The sequence below is a fragment of the Agromyces sp. NPDC056389 genome (assembly GCF_042262385.1).
Lineage (GTDB): Bacteria > Actinomycetota > Actinomycetes > Actinomycetales > Microbacteriaceae > Agromyces.
Genome location: NZ_JBHJPN010000001.1, coordinates 1,376,155 through 1,391,668, shown reverse-complemented (window position 1 = coordinate 1,391,668; position 15,514 = coordinate 1,376,155). Strand labels below are relative to the sequence as shown.

Here is a 15,514-nt window from a genome sequence, read left to right as displayed (position 1 = left end):
CGGCGGCGATGGTGTTCGCGACAGAGAGGTGTGCAGCATGAGCGTTCGATTGACGGTCGGCGAACCGGTCGCGGCGGGAAAGCCGGCGTCGTGGCTCCTGAAGGTCGACGAGGCGACCACGGTCGGGGAGGTCGCGGAGTCGCTCGGTGTCGTGCCCAGCGTGCTCGACCCTCAGGCGGGCACGGCGACGCCGCTCGCCGAATCGGCCGTGCTCTCGGGCGCCACGGTTCCTGCGGGGGCCTCGCCGCTGCTCGCACCGGGCACGCTCCGACTCGAGGTCGTCGGCGGACCGTTCGCCGGTGAGAGCGTGCCGATCAGCAGGGGCGATGCGATCACGATCGGCAACGCGGCATCCGCAGGCCTCACGATCGCCGATCCCGCCTTGGCGCCGCAGCACGCGGTGCTGGCGCTGAACGCCCCCACGACCCTCGAGAGCGGCCGGCCGGCCCCGCTCGCCGCGACGCTCGCACCCGCCGTGGACGCCGCGCCGATGTGGGTGAACGGTGAACCGATCACTGCCGAGGTCGCGCTCGTTCCCGCCGACCTCTTCCAGATCGGCAGCAGCATGTTCCGGATCGGCATCACCCCCGGATCCGATGCCGACCTCACTCGCGACGCTCTCGGCGGTCGCGGCTTCAACCGCCCATCGCGCATCGAGCCGACGAAGGCGCAGCCCGTCGTTCAGCTGCCGGGCGACAAGCCCGAAGACCCCGACCAGTCGCCGATGCCGTGGCTCTCCGCGATCATCCCGGTCGTGCTCGGCGTCACGATGGCCGTCGTGTTCCAGCGCCCCATCATGCTGCTCATGGCCGCAGCGAGCCCCATCATGGTCGTCGGCTCGTTCATCGCGAATCGCAAGCTCGCGAAGAAGAAGGGCCTGAAGACCGAGAAGCAGTGGATCGAGGAGGTCAAGGTCGCGGAGCGCCGCATCAGCGACCTGGCGCGCGTGCAGCGGCTCGAGGGCTGGTACCGCATGCCCGACCCGGTCATGATCGCCGACATCGCACTCCGCCCGCTCTCGCGGCTGTGGGAGCGACGCAAGAGCGACGGCGACGCCATGCAACTGCGCGTGGGTGTCACCGAGGTCGCCCTCGACGTCCGATTCGAGGGAGGGGGCAAGGACCGCTCGGCGCCGGCTCGCGTCGGGGTCACGCCGCAACCGGTCGCCGCCGAGCTGCGCTCGGGGGTCGTCGGCATCGCCGGCCCGGCCGATGCCGTGCGCAACCTCGCCCGATCGATGGTCGCCGCCTTCGCGACGATGCGCTCGCCGCGCGATTCCGAACTCATCGTGATCTGCGACGCGGCCGACGATGCGGAATGGGGCTGGACTCAGTGGTTGCCGCACGCGCAGGGCGGCGGGTCCGCGGTGACGATCGGCAACACCGACGACAGCCGCCGCGAGCGGCTGCGCGAGGCGGCCGTCACGCTCGAGACGCGCATGCGCATGGCTGGCCAGCGCGGCGCCGTGATTCCCACCGACATCCTCATCGTCGTCGACGGCGCCCGTGACTACCGCATGCTGCCCGGCATGGTGCCGCTGCTCGAGCACGGTGCCGCGCACGGCATCCACATCATCGCGCTCGACTCCGAACGAGCACGACTGCCGGAAGAGGCGGCGAGCGTCGTCGTGGTCGACCCCGCCGACCCGTCGATCGGCCGGTTCGAGACGGGCAAGGAGTACTACCCGACGGTGCTGCTCGACGGCGTCTCGATCGCCGCTGCCGACCGCATCGCACGGAGTCTCTGCTCCATCCAGCATGTGAGCGGCGTGGGCGACGACGCGATGCTGCCGACGAGCGTGCGCATGGTGGACCTGCTGAAGATCGATCTCGACGACCCGGCGCCGATCATGGCGCGCTGGGCGAAGCAGCCGCGCAACACCTTCGTCGTGGTCGGCGCGAACGCCGACGGCGAGTTCGCACTCGACATCGCACGCGACGGCCCGCACGCGCTGGTCGCCGGAACGACGGGTTCGGGCAAGTCGGAGTTCCTGCAGGCGCTCGTCGTGAGCCTCGCGATGGCGAACCGACCGGATGCGCTGAACTTCGTGCTCGTCGACTACAAGGGCGGCTCGGCCTTCGCGGACTGCGAGCGGCTGCCGCACACCGTCGGCATGGTCACGAACCTCGATGCGCGCGAGACCGAACGAGCGCTCGCGTCGCTCGATGCCGAACTCAAGCGCCGTGAGCGCGTGCTCCGCGACATGAACGCCAAGGATGTCGAGGGCGCATGGGCGAAGGACGCCGACACGGCGGCCAAGCGCGGCCTCGCGCGCCTCATGATCGTCATCGACGAGTTCGCCGAGCTGAAGACGGAGCTGCCCGAGTTCATCGACGGCCTCGTGCGCATCGCTCGCGTCGGTCGTTCACTCGGGGTGAACCTCGTGCTGGCCACGCAGCGGCCCTCGGGAGTCGTGACGCCCGAGATGCAGTCGAACATCAGCCTTCGCGTCGCGCTCCGCGTGACCGATCGGGCCGATTCCTCCGACATCCTCGGATCCGGTGAAGCCGCGCTCATCAGTTCCTCCACACCGGGCCGGGGCTTCGTTCGACTGGGGCCGTCGGCGGCACCGGCCGGATTCCAGACCGCGCGCGTCGCCGGCATCAGGCCGGGCGTGCAGCGTGCGGTCAAGTCGCTCCCGCCGAAGGCTCCGCTCGAATGGGAGTCGCTCGGCTTCGCCGCGCGGTATCCGAGCACGGGCCCGACCCATGCCGCGAACACCGATCACGACGACACCGACCTGCGCGCACTGGTCGACGTAATCACGCTCGCCACGCAGCAGATGGGCATCGCGAAGAATCCATCGCCCTGGTTGCTGCCGTTGCCCGCCGTGCTGCCCCTCGAGCGGTTCGCCGACCATCAGATCGCGCGCACCTCCCTGGTGCTCGGCCTCGAGGACGTGCCGGGCGAGCAGTCGCAGCGCAGTCTGACCTGGGACATCGCGAACGGCTCGCACGTGCTGTTCATCGGCGGCTCGATGTCGGGCCGGACGACGGCGCTGCGAACGATGCTCGCCCAGACGGTGCAGCAGTTCTCGCCGGCCGACCTGCATCTCTACGTGATCGACTTCGGCAACGGCGCCCTGCTTCCGTTGGCCGACGCCCCGCACTGCGGCGCCGTCGTCACGCAGCTCGATGCCGATCGGCTGCCGCGTCTCGTGCAGCGGCTGCTCGAGGAGCTCACGAGCCGCCAGTCGATCCTCTCGGCCGCGGGCGTCGGGCACATCAACGAGCAACGGGCTCAGGCTGCCCCCGGCGACGCCCTCCCGTACGCCGTCATCGCGCTCGACGGTTGGGAGCGGATGCTCTCGACCATGAACGCCGACGCGCTCATCGCATTCCGCGACCAGTTCATGCGGGTGCTCCGCGAGGGCCCCGCGGTGGGCGTGCGCGTGCTCATCACGGGCGACCGGTCGATCACCGGAGACAAGGTGAGCTCCTTCATCGACGAGCAGTACGTGCTGCCGCTGCGGGACATCAGCGACTACCGCACGGCCGGGATCATGGCGAAGGACATCCCGCTCGACCTGTCGCCCGGCCGAGTGCTCTTCGGCGCAGCCGGCACCGAGGCGCAACTCGCCGTGCTCGTACGGGAGACGAGCGGCGAAGCCCAGACCACGGCGCTCCGTCGCGTCGTCGAGCAGGTGCGCGACCACTTCGACCAGTTCCCGCAGCTCGCCGATCTCGCCCAGCCGTTCCGGGTCGACCCGTTGCCCGGCTACATGGCGCTCACCGCGGCCTACGAGCTGCCGCTCGGCGATTCCGGTCCGGCAGACGGCCCGGTCGTGGCGGTCGGCGGCGACCACCTCTCGCGTTTCACGCTCGACTGGCCGGCCGAAGGCGGCTTCGTGGTCACCGGCGGCCGAAAGTCGGGCCGCTCCTCGACGCTCGCCGCCATGCTGCACCAGCTCGCGTGGCGCAAGGAGCCGCTCCTCGTGGTGTCGGCGCGGCAGTCGGTGCTGACCGAGGTCGCGGCCGGTCACGCGGTCACGGTCGTGTCCGCCGCGGATACCGCTCCGGCGCAGCTCGACGAGATCCTCAACGCGCTCGGCGAGCGGGTGACGATCTTCGTCGATGACGCGGAGCTGTGGAAGAACGCGCCGATCGAACACGCGCTCAGCGGGGTCAAGCATCGTGCCGCGTTCATCGTCGCGGCGGATACGGAGTCGGTGTCGACCCTGTTCGGCGGGCCGTTCGTGGAGGCGAAGAAGGCACGGCGTGCGCTCGTGCTCCGCCCCGAGTCATCCGTCATGGGCACGCAGGTGATCGGGAGCCCGATCCCGAAATTCATGCTGGGTCGCGGCTCGGCCGGCGGCGGCGTCCTCACGACCGCTGCGGGCTGGATGCCGGTGCGAGTGCCCGACATCCGCCAGTGACGGTGACGGTCTCGCGCCGCCGTACACTGGATGCCGGAACGGGGGCCGATGCCCCGAACACCGAGGAAGGAAGTTCGCCGTGGCCTCCACGCGTTGCGTCTACTGCGATGCGACCCTGCAGCCGAACAGCATGTTCTGTCTCGAATGCGGGCAGTTGATTCCTCAGTCGGAGAAGCCCCCGGTGCCGGCGCAGTTCTCGCCCGGTGCCGCCGCGACGCCGACGGCTCAGCCGCAGGCCGCCCCGCGTGCGACGTCGGCCGTCGACCCGGTGCCGCTTCCCGGGACGCTCCCGTGGCAGCAACGCGGGACCGCGCAGCCCGACGCGGCGGCGGTCGCGCCCGCGGCAGCCGTCGAGGTCCGGCAGCCCCTGAGCCGTGCCGAGCTCGTGTTCTCCACCGGGCAGCGGGTCAGGATCGCCGGCAACGCCGTCATCGGGCGAAAGCCCGCGCAGACGGCGCAGGCGACCGGCGCTCAGGCGATCGAGGTCGAGGACGACACCCGCTCCATGTCGCGGGTGCATCTCTTCCTCGAGCTGAGCGACGGCATCCTCGTCGCCGGCGACGCCGGTTCGAGCAACGGTTCGGGCGTGGAGCGCGCCGGCGTGCTCACCCCGCTCGAGAGCGGTGGCACCAAGGTCGAGGTCATCCCGGGCGACACCGTGTGGGTCGGCGACGTGAACTTCGTGATCCATTCGGCCTGACAGGTCCGCCGTACTGCATGGGGAGTGCTCCCCATGGGCGGGGCGCCGATCGCCGAGTAACGTACAGGTGTCGGGTCGAGGGTGTTCCATTCAGCGGATGCCTCGGCGCGGCGGTGAACCTGAACGTTCCTGTTGATCCCACGGAGGAAACCATGGCGGAAATCCGCGTCACTTCTGACTCGCTGGCCGGTGTCGCCGGGCAGCTCTCGAGCGGCTCGCAGTCGATCGAGTCGCAGCTGTCGAACCTGAAGTCGCTGGTCGAGGGCCTGATCTCGGGCGACTGGTCGGGCACTGCATCGCAGAGCTTCAACGAGCTCTACTCCCAGTGGGACCAGGCCGGCCTGCAGCTGAAGGAGTCCCTCCAGGGCATCAGCGACCTGCTGAACCAGGCTGCGCTGTCGTACGAAGACAGCGAGAACGCGATCGCCGGCACCTTCAACGGCTGACGAACCCCTTTCTCAGGTGCCGACGCGGTCTCGCGTCGGCGCTTGAGTCGTTCACCCCTCAGGAGCTCGCATGGTCTATTTCAAGGTACGCGCCGACTCGCTCAGCGAGGTGGCCGCACTCATCGGAAACGTCATCGTCGCCTTCGACGCGAACCTGGCGGCCGTCGACGGCACGGTCACGCGAACGGTCGATGCCACCTGGGTCGGTGAAGACGCCGAGAAGTTCGGCGAGAACTGGGCGACGTTCGTCGCCCTCTCCGGTCAGGTGCGTCTCGCGTTGACCGGCCTGCAGCAGGGGCTCATCTCGGCAGACGGCTCCTACACCCGCACCGAATCCGGTGTCGGCGGCAGCTTCAAGGGCGGTCGGCAGGGGCTGGTGGCCGTGAAGAACGCGTCCGGCGGGCTGAGCTCGCGCGTCGCCTCCGGCGAAGAGAAGGCCGAGGACATGGCCGAGTTCTTCGGCCGTGACTACGCCGGCGACGACGAGGTCGAGCAGTTCGGCGGCGGAATGCTCGGCCCTCGCAAGTCCGGCGGCCAAGCCACCGGCGGCGGAGCCGGCGACACCGACGGCGACGGCGACGACGACTCGATCGGCACGGGCGTGTTCCGCCTCGGCGCCGATGGCGAACCCGCGGTGGTTCCCGAACAGATCCTCGGCGCACCCGATTCCGGTGATGCCTCGGCCCCGACGCGCGATGCGGCAACGACCGACGGAGAAGAAGACCGTGGCTGAACAGCAGGCAGACGTCTCGGAGCTGCAGGCTCTCGTGCAGACGATGGGCGAACTCGTGGCGTACTGCTCCGCGCTCAAGCAGGGAGCGAGTGGGTTCGCCTACATGCTGCCCAACGAGTGGCAGGGCCCCGCAATGCAGGCGTTCCTCGGCACGTTCGAGGCCTGGGCGGTCGGCGCGACCTCGCTCGAGGGCGTCGCCGAGTCGCTTCGCCAGCAGGTGGAGACCTCGCACAACTCGTACTCGTCCACGATCGAGAAGCTGACGACCGACTGGTCCAGCATCGAAGCAAACCTCGGATAGGGACCTCATGTCGGACAACGTGAAACTCGATCCTGCACGCCTGGTGCAAGACGGCCAAGAGCTCTACGGCATCGCCAAGTCGCTCGACACCGCGATCACCATGCTGTCGAACAGCCTCGGCGGCAGTGCCGGCATGGCCGGCGACGACAACGCCGCCGAGGAGTTCTGCCAGGGCAGCGAGGGCTACGACGCGCTCGCCGGGCCCACGATCGACGGCGTTCGTTCCTTCTCGAACTCGCTGCGGCTCGTCGACGCCGCACTCAACAACACCGCACGCGCCTACGACGCAGCGCAGAAGCCGGGTGCGGGCCTCGACCCGAACAGCGCCTCGCCGAGTGCGGAGACCGCCCGATTCGACGAATCGAAGGCGAACCCGCCCAGCGCGCTCGGTGCTGGATGGCCCGGCGCCCTCGGCGAGTTCCAGGAGCTCATCGAGTGGGGGCTGCAGCAGGTCGGTGTCGTGATCCCGACCGGCGATGAAGACAAGCTGCAGAGTGCGTCAGACGCGTGGGGCGACTTCGCCCAGAGCATCCAGACCGCCCGCAGCCAGGTCTCGTCGAGTCTGACGAGCGTCGGCGCGATGACCTTCCCGCAGTCGGCATCGGTGCTGAGCTGCCGCAACAGCATCAGTTCGGGCCTGCAGAGCATGGAGACGAACGCTCGCGGCATGCGCGACTGGATCTCCGATTTCCGCACCCAGCTGCGGAACATGCGTGAAGAGCTCGGATGGTTCCTGAAGCAGATGGCGATCGAGATCGCCGCCGAGCTCGCGATCGGCGGACTGCTCACCGTCGTCACAGCGGGAATCGGCGCCATCGCCACCGCGGCGAAGGTCGGCACCACGGTCGTGCGCTGGTGCATCAAGATCGCCAAGCTCATCGACCGGCTCAAGGACTTCCTCAAGGGCATCCGCGGTATCAAGGGCGCCCTCGTGCGCGGCGGCCTTCGCGCCGCGAAGGAGGGCCTGCAGGCAGGTCTGGCGAGCGCGATCGCGACGACGAGTGTCAACGCGGCACGAGCCGACGAGAAGGACTACAAGGCGCAGGACGTCGGCACGGCGTTCATCTCCGCGTTCGCAGGTGGTGCGGTGGCGTCGCCGGCGTCGAGGCTTCTGGGCGGCAGCGGCGGTCCCGGTTTCCGGCCGGGCGTGCGCCAGATCTCCGGCGAGGCGGGTGCGGGCGCGATCGACGGTCTCGCGAGCTCCGCTGTCGAGTCGGGTATCACCGGCAACGACTTCAATCCGATCTCGGCGATGGTGCTCGGCTCCCTCATGGGCGGCGGATTCACGGCTGTCGGTCGAGGCATCAGCGCCGTCCGTGGCGGGGACTCGGGTTCGCCGGCCGGGCCAGGGGTCGGGAACCCCGGCGCCAACACCTCAGCCGACGGAACGCCGACCCCGGGCTCGGGCACACCGTCGTCGAACTCGAACGGCACCGGCGGCACGTCGGTCGACACGGATTCCTCCGGCATTCCGACGCCGGGTTCCGGCGACGGCGGCTCGAGCGGTGCCGGCGACGGCTCGCCGATCGACCTCGGTGATGGCGGGCCCACTCCTGGCGGTTCGGCCGACGGCGGGTCGCCTGACGCGGGTACGCCGAGCACGCCTGATGCGCCGAGCACGCCGGATGCCGGGACGCCTGATGCGCCGAGCACGCCGGATGCCGGGACGCCTGATGCGCCGAGTACGCCTGATGCGCCGTCTGCTCCTGATGCGCCGAGTACGCCGGATGCCGGGACGCCTGATGCGCCGAGTATGCCTGATGCGCCGAGTACGCCTGATGCGCCGAGTACGCCGGATGCCGGGACGCCTGATGCGCCGAGTACGCCTGATGCGCCGAGTACGCCTGATGCGCCGTCTGCTCCTGATGCCGGTACGCCGCATGCCGGGACGCCTGATGCGCCGAGTACGCCTGATGCGCCGTCTGCTCCTGATGCCGGGACGCCTGATGCACCGTCTGCTCCTGATGCCGGTACGCCTGAGGCGCCCAGCGCTCCCGAGGTAGGGACGCCGGACGCCGCCACTCCTGAGGCGCCGAGCACCCCGGATGCGCCGAGCACTCCCGATGGCGGTTCCACCGACGGCGCAACTCCCGAGGCGCACTCCGACGGTGCTCCGCAGGGCGCTGCTGCGCACCACGCCACCACCTCGACTGCAGACGCCGATGCACCCGACGCGCCGGATTCCGCGGCATCCGATGCAGACGGGGCCGACGTCGACGGCACCACGCCCGACCCGGCCGGCGATGCGGCTGCCGAATCCTCGTCCAACGGCGTCGACCTCGGCGACCTCTCACCCGAGGCCGCCACCGCGATGGCGGGCACAGGTGCTGCCGCTGCCGCTGTCGTGCTGATGCGCCCGACCCTTCCCGGATCCCAGGCGGGGAACGGTGCGTCCACCTCGACGAGCAGCACTCCGCAGTCCGCTGGTTCCGACGGTTCGGCACCCATCGGATCGACGCCCGATGGCTCGACCTCCGACGGATCGTCGACCGGTGACGGCTCGACCCCCGACGGCACGGCGCCGGAAGGATCGACGGGATCCGGTGCCGACGGCGGCACGCCCGATGCCGATGCCACCCCGCAGCAGAGCACCAGGACCGAAGCGGAGATCCGGCAGGCGCTCGCCGAGATCAACCCGAACTTCGACCCGCACAACCCGGCGAACGGGTACGCGACGAACTGCGGCAACACCTCGGCGATCCTCAACGACTTCCTGAATGGCAACCCGACGTCGGAGGCGCCCACCGGCACCCTCGACGTGCCCGAGATGGAGGCGCGCACCGGCCTGCCCCAGACCTCGATGACGCCGCAGCAGATCGCCGACTCGCTCACCGCGATGGGTCCCGGATCGCACTGCGTGGTCGGCATCGACCGGTCCAGTGGCGACGGTCACTGGTTCAACGCCTTCTTCGACGGCGACCAGGTATGGACGCTCGACGCGCAGACCGGCGACATGTCGCCGTGGCCGCCGAACGAGCCGACGGCCACCAACTGGGACGCCTCGATCACACCCGAGAACGTCGCTCCCGCGACGCCTGCAACGCCCTCGACCACGACTCCGGCGACACCAGCTACGGCTCCCGACGGATCGACGCCGACGACGGTTGCTCCGGTTTCGACACCGGATGGCTCGACGCCGGATGGTGCGACGCCCGACGGCTCGACGCCGGATGGCGATCGCGCCGCCAGCTCGAACCAACCGAGCCAGACGCCGACGACCCCCGAGCACGCGTCCGACGGCTCCGCCGGCGCGGCAACCACGTTCAACGGGTACGACATCCCTGAGCTCACCCCCGAGATCCGGCAGCAGCTCGAGGCGTTGGCCGCGCAGAACGGGTCGCCCATCGTCGCGAACCCGGATGGCACGTTCTCCATGGCCACGCCGGTGGACGTGACGAGCTTCGAGATGAAGAACAAGAAGCACGACTGGGTCGAGTTCCAGCGACAGGTCGGGCTGCAGCAGCAGGGGCTGAACGCGCTCAGCATCTCCGAGTGGCGGCACAACGTCTCGTACTACGACGCGAACGGCCGTGTCGCCAGGGCCGAACAGGATGCCGGCCATGCGTTGTTGAAGACCAACGGCGTGGTCATGACCAACCAGGCGATCCTGCACGGCCCCGACCAGGTCGCCGGCGGTCGTCCCGACCGCTTCGACGGCGCAGGCTCGCTGGGGGTCAACAGCTCCCTCGGCAGCCAGTGGTCACGTCGTGTCTTCGACTTCCGGAACGACATGCGCATCGCCACCCGCACGATCCCTGCGGCGCTGCAGCCCCACATCCGACTGAACGTCCACCTCGGTGCGACCAATGTTCGCGATGGCGGTCCAGCCGCGACGCAAGCGACGCTGACGTCTGCTCAGCCCGTCAAGTCCGGCCCGAGCGGTACGACGTCGCCATCGACGACGGCGCCGTCCTCCGGCACACCGGCGGCACCGTCCTCCGGGACCCCGTCGTCAGCCTCGACGGCGGCGCCGTCCTCCGGGACCCCGTCGTCAGCCTCGACGGCGGCACCGTCCTCCAGCACTCCGACGGCCGCCACGCCACCGTCGTCGACACGGGCGGGGGCCGTGCCCACGACACCGTCGACGCCCGGATCGGACTCGTCGAATCCGTCGTCATCGACCGGCGACGCTTCGACCTCCCCGACCACGGCGACGGTCTCCTCGCCGGACCCGGGTGCACCTTCGACGCCCGCGGCGTCACCGGCGCCCGGAGCGGTGGCGATGTCCGACGGCACCGTGCACACGACGCGGTTCGACTCCGACTCGCTCACCGGTGCCGACGCCGTTCGGTTCCGCGATGCGCTCGCATCGATCGTGGGCGCACACGGAATCACGCCCGAGCAGTTCACCGATCTGGTCGACACGCCGATCTCGGAGCTCTCCCGCACCGAGCTCGACATCGTCATCGACGTCCGCGACCGGATGCCGTCTCCATCGACGGCCGATGTGCTGCAGAAGACGATCCAGCCGGGCGATGCTGCGAATATCCTCGCGTCGGCGAGCGGCGGCACCGGATCCGGACCCGCGATGCATGACGTGGGAGGATTCGTCGCCCGCCCTGCGGACACGGATGGGCTGACGACCCTGCAGATCCACACGACGCTGGGTCTCGACTACCCCGGGAGCCCATTCCCCGGCAGCCTGTCGAACGGGGACCCGTTCTTCGATGTGGTCTACCAGGCCGATCCCACCCAGTCGCCCCAGGTCGCCGATGCTGTCGCGAAGTTCCTGCAGCGGGAGGTTCCGAGCTCGGTCTGGGCCTTGGCTCCAGCGGATCGTGCGCCAGCGATCCAGTCGTTCTGGGACGGGCTGAGCGCGACCGAGCGTGGCGACTTCGAGGCGCAGTATCCGTCGCTCGGGTACCAGCTGCCGAAGGCGCTCGACCCGTCGAATCCGTTCCGGGGAAGTGGATTCTCCGGTGTCGGGCGCGACTACCTGCCGGAGGCCTCGTACGGTCGAGGTCGGACTGCGCTTCCCGACGGTTCGGAGCTTTGGAAGACATTGCCCGATGGAACCCGGGAATTCGTCGCGGTCCTCCAGCGGACTGATCCGACGAAGCCGGGCATCTGGGTGACGCGCACTCCACTCGGTGCGCCGTCCGGAACGCCGTGACGGAGGACAAGCGGGTCGACGGTCGTGGGTGGGCCACGTTGCGCGGAGAGCGGGTGACGGTCTCGGGCTGGCCTGAATCGACCTCGCTCAAGGTGACTGCGGAGCGCGAGGTTCTCGAGGGCTTCGACCCCACGCCTGCTGACGTGACATACGGGTACTCGCGCGAGCCGTGGGCGTCTGCGGAGGTGCCGGTCGAGGCGCTGTCGCATCTTGTCCTCACCGAGACGCGAGAGCGTGCGGCATCGGCGGTGACGGCGGACGACGTCGGCGTGTTCGGGGTCATCGGGTCGACTTCGGTCCGGCTCGGAGACACGGTCGGCTTCGTCTTCCAAGGGGAACCGCGTCTGCGGGTGGAGTGCGATGAGGTCGAACCGCCGGTCGGGTTCGCGTGGACGCGCAACGCGAGTGGGTGGAGTGCCGACGTGCCGCGCTCGGCGATCACGGCCGTCGAGCGCAGGATCATCTTCGCGTCGTGGCGCGGGGCGAAGGTCCGGGTCGCGCGAGTCGACGGCGACACCGCGATCGTGTACTCGGAACGGATCGTGTACACGGACGCCTACGCGCCGTTCGAGGCTGCCGAGATGGATGCCATCGACGACATGAAGGCGGGTTGGTCGGCGAGAGTGCGTGTGGGCGACCTCGAACCGGCCCGGGCGACTCGCTCGACGTCGCCGCTGGTGCCGGCGCATTTCCCGCTCGCGGTCGGCCGTGTGGGCGAGCGCGCCGAGCAGGTGGGTCTGCTCGAGGCCGACGGTGTGCTCCGCAGCGATCTGGCGGCAGTGGTGCGGCCGGTGGTCGACATGCCCGATCCGCTGATGTCGCTCTATGGGCTTGATTTCGTGCCGCGACCGCAGCGGGAGTGGCGGCGATTCGTGCCGTCAGGCGAGATCGAGGCACCTGAGCTGGTCGTGACCGAAGCTCGCGTCGACGGCGCCTGGAACCCGGTGGGTCGCATCGACGCAGACTCGTGGAGGGTGTTCGGCACCGACCTCGAAGAGATCCGGTTGGATACGATCGAGGCATATCGGTATACCTCGTCGACGGTCGGTCTGGAGTCCGCGCCCCGTGTGCGGACCCGGAAGGCCTACCTCGAAGCGCGCGGGTTGTGAACAGTTGAACGAGACGAGAAGAGGCGACGCAGTGTCGAGCATCCAGAAGGCCGTGACGCCGGCGCAATCGGCCGCGATCCTCGAGCGGGGTCTCGACACCGTCGCCGGGTATGTGGTGCGGCGTGCGGATGCGGAGTACGCGGACACCCCGGCCGAGCTGTATCGACTGCATGCGCTGGGATTCGCAGGTTCGCCGTTCGACCCCGCCGGAGCGATCGATGTGCTCATTCTGCCGGTGGCACCGACCATGCAGTTCGAGGACGCGATCGGTGGCACCGAACGATCCGAGCTCGCGAAGACGGGCGGCGCGTTCCTCGACCGCCCTCCGTTCCTCGGCACGGGGTTCGCCCCGGTCGACCGAGCGGTGCCCGTGTGGTGGCTCGCCCCGACCAGGGTCTCGCCCGGTACCGAGCTCGTCCGCTACCACCAGACCGGTGCGACCGAGGTGCTGGCGACCTACGTCGACGTGGCGACGGGATGGGAGATCGCCGGTGCAGTGACCCGGTTGCCTGTTACCCCGTCCCTCCTCGTCGGTACGCTCGCCGAAGTCGACGGGGCGTACCGTGCCTGCGACCTGGTCGGCGATCTCGTCGTGATGCTCGACGCTGCGACCGGCGATCGCGTCGAGTCCGCCCGCAGAGACGTCCAACGGGTCTTCGAGCTGCAGATGCTCGGTTCATGGAACGGCTTGGAGCTGCGCCTCGTCGAACAGGGCTCGAACGCCGGAGAGCCGATCGCGCGTTGCGTGTACCTCGGCCACGATGCCGACATCGCCGAAGGCCTGGGGCTCGTGAAGATCGAAGCAGGCGTCTACGAACTCGTCGTTCTCGAGGCGCAGCTCGAGGGGCTCCGAACCACGATGCTCGAAGTCGCAGATCTTCCGGCGACACCCTCGCTCTAGCCTGGCTGCAGCCGGGCTCGTGAAGGCATCGTCTGCGCACGGTAGCCTGTCGGTTCACGACTCGAGGAGGAACGCGATGCTGGATGTCGCCACGACACGGTTCATCGAACAGGTGGGTGCATTGCCCGCTGAGGCGCTCGCCGCGGTCTTCGACCAATCATTGGACCTTTGGGTGCCCGCCGGTCGTGCGGCGAGTGGAGCCATCAAGATCTCGGCCGCCAAGAACTCCGAGCTCGATCACGATGTGCGGGCGATGCTGCGCCCCCGCGCCGCGGAGCTCGATGCGCACGCGGCCGGCCTGCATTCCGATGCGACGGGTGCGACCGTGATCGCGGCCCGCGCCATCGAGACCCGCGCGACGCTCGCCGTCGAGCACTACGACGTGCTGGTCGCGCCGTTCGTCGCAGCCGGTGTCGAGGTGCCGTCGCACGCCGAGCCCGCCTGATCCGACCGACGCCCGAGCACCCGACCCATCCGCGGCATGCCGGTTCACCGCGAGTGGCGCATGTGCGACAGGATGGGGAGCGCTCCCCATCGCCCGACGGCTCGATCTGTGGTGTCGTGGAAGCCTTCGCCGCGTGGAGCACGTCGCGTGAAGCCTGCTGAGGAAGGACCGGAATGACCACGTTCAACACGTTCACCCAGGTGGCGCCGATCGGCGAGGAGACCATCGACCGGTTCGCCGGACAGGTCCCCGCCGAGGTCGTCGACCTGTGGCGTCGTCAGGGTGCCGGATTCGTCGGCGCCGACGGGTTCTTCCGCTTCGTCGATCCCGATCGCGCCGCGCAGATGCTCGAGGGCGTCTTCGCGATGCCCGACGGGTCGACCGTGCTGTTCACGACAGCGCTCGGCGACGTCGTCTTCCACGCGGGCGGCGTCTACTTCGTCGTGAAGTTCCGATTCGGAGCGATCGACCTGGCGCAGGGCCTCTCCTTCGACGCGCTCGTCTCGCTCATCGAAGACGAACGTCACCGCGACGACGTCTGGCAGTGGCAACCGTATCCGGCCGCGCGCGACCGTGACGGCGTTCCCGCGTTCGAACAGTGCTTCGGGTTCGTGCCGCTGCTCGCCCTCGGTGGCCCGAACGAGGCGGCCAACCTGCAGCTCGGCGGACTCTACGAGCACCTCGCCCTCATCACGCAACTCGCCGGTCAGCCGCGGGTGCGCGGTGCGCTCCCGCTTCCGACGACGGGCGCGCCGAGCGCGGTTCCGGATGCCGCGGTAGATCGCGACCGTCTCATCGAGGTGGCCCGCGGCCTGTTCGCCAAGCTCACCGAGGGGCCGAACCTGAACATCATCGACCTGCCCGACGGACTCGGCATCTGCGCCGTGCACGCCGTGCGCGGCGGCGGCAAGATCTACGTCGCGCCCGATGAGTCTGTGCTGTTCGTCGCCTCTGCGATGGACTTCGACGCCGGACTCGCGGCCTTCCGCTCGGGGGAGCGCACGCCGCACATCATGTTCGAGCGCCGCGATGGCGGGGCGACCTCGTGACCTCCGTGCTCGAACAGCGCTGCGAACGGCTGCGCCAGCCCGTGACCGAGCTCGTCGCGGTGAGCATCTCGGCGACCCTGCGTCCCCAGGACCTGCCCGAGTTGCGTGCGGCCATCGCCGACGTGCGCGCGATCCTCGGCGAAGACGCCTCGGACATCCCTGCGGGCGCATTCCTCGACTGGTTGCCGACGGCGCTGCGCAACCTCGAGCGTATGGACGAAGCGGTCGCCGGCGGCGATGCCGCCACGTCGTACGCGATCCTCACCGACAAGGCAGATGGCTTCATCCGCCTCACCGACGGTTGCGCCGGCTTCCCGGGGTGGTCGGCGACCTGAGCCCGGG

At 69.5% G+C, this 15,514-nt stretch carries 11 protein-coding genes; all 11 read left to right on the top strand.

Features of this window, described 5'->3' with window-relative positions; translation table 11 throughout:
* Nucleotides 1-37 precede the first annotated feature (37 nt).
* The 11 genes from ACFCVM_RS06520 (at nucleotide 38) to ACFCVM_RS06470 (ending at nucleotide 15,507) form a co-directional block, all read left to right on the top strand.
* Complete coding sequence (locus ACFCVM_RS06520; RefSeq protein WP_375835212.1) at nucleotides 38-4,375, top strand: FtsK/SpoIIIE domain-containing protein; 4,338 nt, start codon at nucleotides 38-40, stop codon at nucleotides 4,373-4,375.
* Between the two features lie 79 nt (nucleotides 4,376-4,454).
* Complete coding sequence (locus ACFCVM_RS06515; protein ID WP_375835211.1) at nucleotides 4,455-5,075, top strand: hypothetical protein; 621 nt, start codon at nucleotides 4,455-4,457, stop codon at nucleotides 5,073-5,075.
* Nucleotides 5,076-5,227: 152 nt separating this feature from the next.
* Nucleotides 5,228-5,521 (top strand): WXG100 family type VII secretion target, encoded by a 294-nt coding sequence (locus ACFCVM_RS06510; protein ID WP_056010942.1) that lies wholly within the window; start codon nucleotides 5,228-5,230, stop codon nucleotides 5,519-5,521.
* A gap of 70 nt (nucleotides 5,522-5,591) precedes the next feature.
* On the top strand, nucleotides 5,592-6,254 hold the full coding sequence (locus tag ACFCVM_RS06505) for a WXG100 family type VII secretion target (protein WP_375835210.1): 663 nt from the start codon (nucleotides 5,592-5,594) through the stop codon (nucleotides 6,252-6,254).
* Nucleotides 6,247-6,555 carry a WXG100 family type VII secretion target gene (locus ACFCVM_RS06500; protein ID WP_375835209.1) on the top strand — a complete coding sequence of 103 codons (309 nt, stop codon included), beginning with the start codon at nucleotides 6,247-6,249 and terminating at the stop codon, nucleotides 6,553-6,555. Before ACFCVM_RS06505 ends, ACFCVM_RS06500 begins: the two co-directional genes overlap by 8 nt.
* Nucleotides 6,556-6,562: 7 nt before the next feature.
* Nucleotides 6,563-11,668 (top strand): polymorphic toxin type 15 domain-containing protein, encoded by a 5,106-nt coding sequence (locus ACFCVM_RS06495; protein WP_375835207.1) that lies wholly within the window; start codon nucleotides 6,563-6,565, stop codon nucleotides 11,666-11,668.
* Complete coding sequence (locus ACFCVM_RS06490) at nucleotides 11,665-12,777, top strand: hypothetical protein (protein ID WP_375835206.1); 1,113 nt, start codon at nucleotides 11,665-11,667, stop codon at nucleotides 12,775-12,777. Before ACFCVM_RS06495 ends, ACFCVM_RS06490 begins: the two co-directional genes overlap by 4 nt.
* A gap of 31 nt (nucleotides 12,778-12,808) precedes the next feature.
* The gene (locus tag ACFCVM_RS06485) at nucleotides 12,809-13,678 is read left to right on the top strand and encodes a hypothetical protein (protein WP_375835205.1); all 870 of its coding nucleotides are present in this window, start codon (nucleotides 12,809-12,811) and stop codon (nucleotides 13,676-13,678) included.
* A gap of 76 nt (nucleotides 13,679-13,754) precedes the next feature.
* Nucleotides 13,755-14,123, top strand: coding sequence for a hypothetical protein (locus ACFCVM_RS06480; RefSeq protein ID WP_375835203.1), 369 nt, complete (start codon nucleotides 13,755-13,757; stop codon nucleotides 14,121-14,123).
* Between the two features lie 173 nt (nucleotides 14,124-14,296).
* Complete coding sequence (locus tag ACFCVM_RS06475) at nucleotides 14,297-15,172, top strand: T6SS immunity protein Tdi1 domain-containing protein (protein WP_375835202.1); 876 nt, start codon at nucleotides 14,297-14,299, stop codon at nucleotides 15,170-15,172.
* The gene (locus ACFCVM_RS06470; protein WP_375835200.1) at nucleotides 15,169-15,507 is read left to right on the top strand and encodes a hypothetical protein; all 339 of its coding nucleotides are present in this window, start codon (nucleotides 15,169-15,171) and stop codon (nucleotides 15,505-15,507) included. The genes ACFCVM_RS06475 and ACFCVM_RS06470 overlap by 4 nt, the downstream gene beginning before the upstream one ends.
* Nucleotides 15,508-15,514 lie beyond the last annotated feature (7 nt).

What these genes read in the sequence shown, in the direction of transcription:
- ACFCVM_RS06475 (WP_375835202.1), top strand. Translation starts at nt 14,297, where the DNA reads ATGACCACGTTCAACACGTTCACCCAGGTGGCGCCGATCGGCGAGGAG.
- ACFCVM_RS06495 (WP_375835207.1), top strand. Translation starts at nt 6,563, where the DNA reads ATGTCGGACAACGTGAAACTCGATCCTGCACGCCTGGTGCAAGACGGC.
- ACFCVM_RS06505 (WP_375835210.1), top strand. Translation starts at nt 5,592, where the DNA reads ATGGTCTATTTCAAGGTACGCGCCGACTCGCTCAGCGAGGTGGCCGCA.
- ACFCVM_RS06520 (WP_375835212.1), top strand. Translation starts at nt 38, where the DNA reads ATGAGCGTTCGATTGACGGTCGGCGAACCGGTCGCGGCGGGAAAGCCG.
- ACFCVM_RS06480 (WP_375835203.1), top strand. Translation starts at nt 13,755, where the DNA reads ATGCTGGATGTCGCCACGACACGGTTCATCGAACAGGTGGGTGCATTG.
- ACFCVM_RS06510 (WP_056010942.1), top strand. Translation starts at nt 5,228, where the DNA reads ATGGCGGAAATCCGCGTCACTTCTGACTCGCTGGCCGGTGTCGCCGGG.